The sequence below is a fragment of the Carboxydothermus islandicus genome (assembly GCF_001950325.1).
GTDB lineage: Bacteria > Bacillota > Z-2901 > Carboxydothermales > Carboxydothermaceae > Carboxydothermus > Carboxydothermus islandicus.
Map to the genome: position 1 here is coordinate 1 of NZ_BDJL01000076.1, position 353 is coordinate 353.

Below are 353 nucleotides of genomic sequence, written 5' to 3' on the forward strand. Positions count from 1 at the left end.
TCCGGCAGCGACCTACTCTCCCGGGACCTAACGTCCCAGTACCATCGGCGCTGGAGGGCTTAACTGCCGTGTTCGGAATGGGAACGGGTGTTTCCCCTCCGCTATTGCCACCGGAAACTTATTCTGGAAGTTGGATGTTGGAGATTGGAGGTTAGATTTAATTTTTAAACCTCTTCTCCTCACCTATTCCTTGAAAACTGCACAGAGGTTTATTTAGGGTTTACGGTTTTAGATCTTCGGTTTTCGGTTTTTCTAACCTCAAACCTCCAACCTCTAACCTCTAACTTGAAGGTCAAGTCCTCGACCTATTAGTACCGGTCCGCTCAACCGATTGCTCGGCTTACACGCCCGGC

General features: G+C 49.6%; 1 rRNA gene. It reads right to left on the reverse strand.

Annotated features, from left to right (window positions below):
• Nucleotides 1-115: ribosomal RNA gene (gene rrf, locus ciss_RS09145) — 5S ribosomal RNA — on the reverse strand; the annotation flags it as partial.
• Nucleotides 116-353 lie beyond the last annotated feature (238 nt).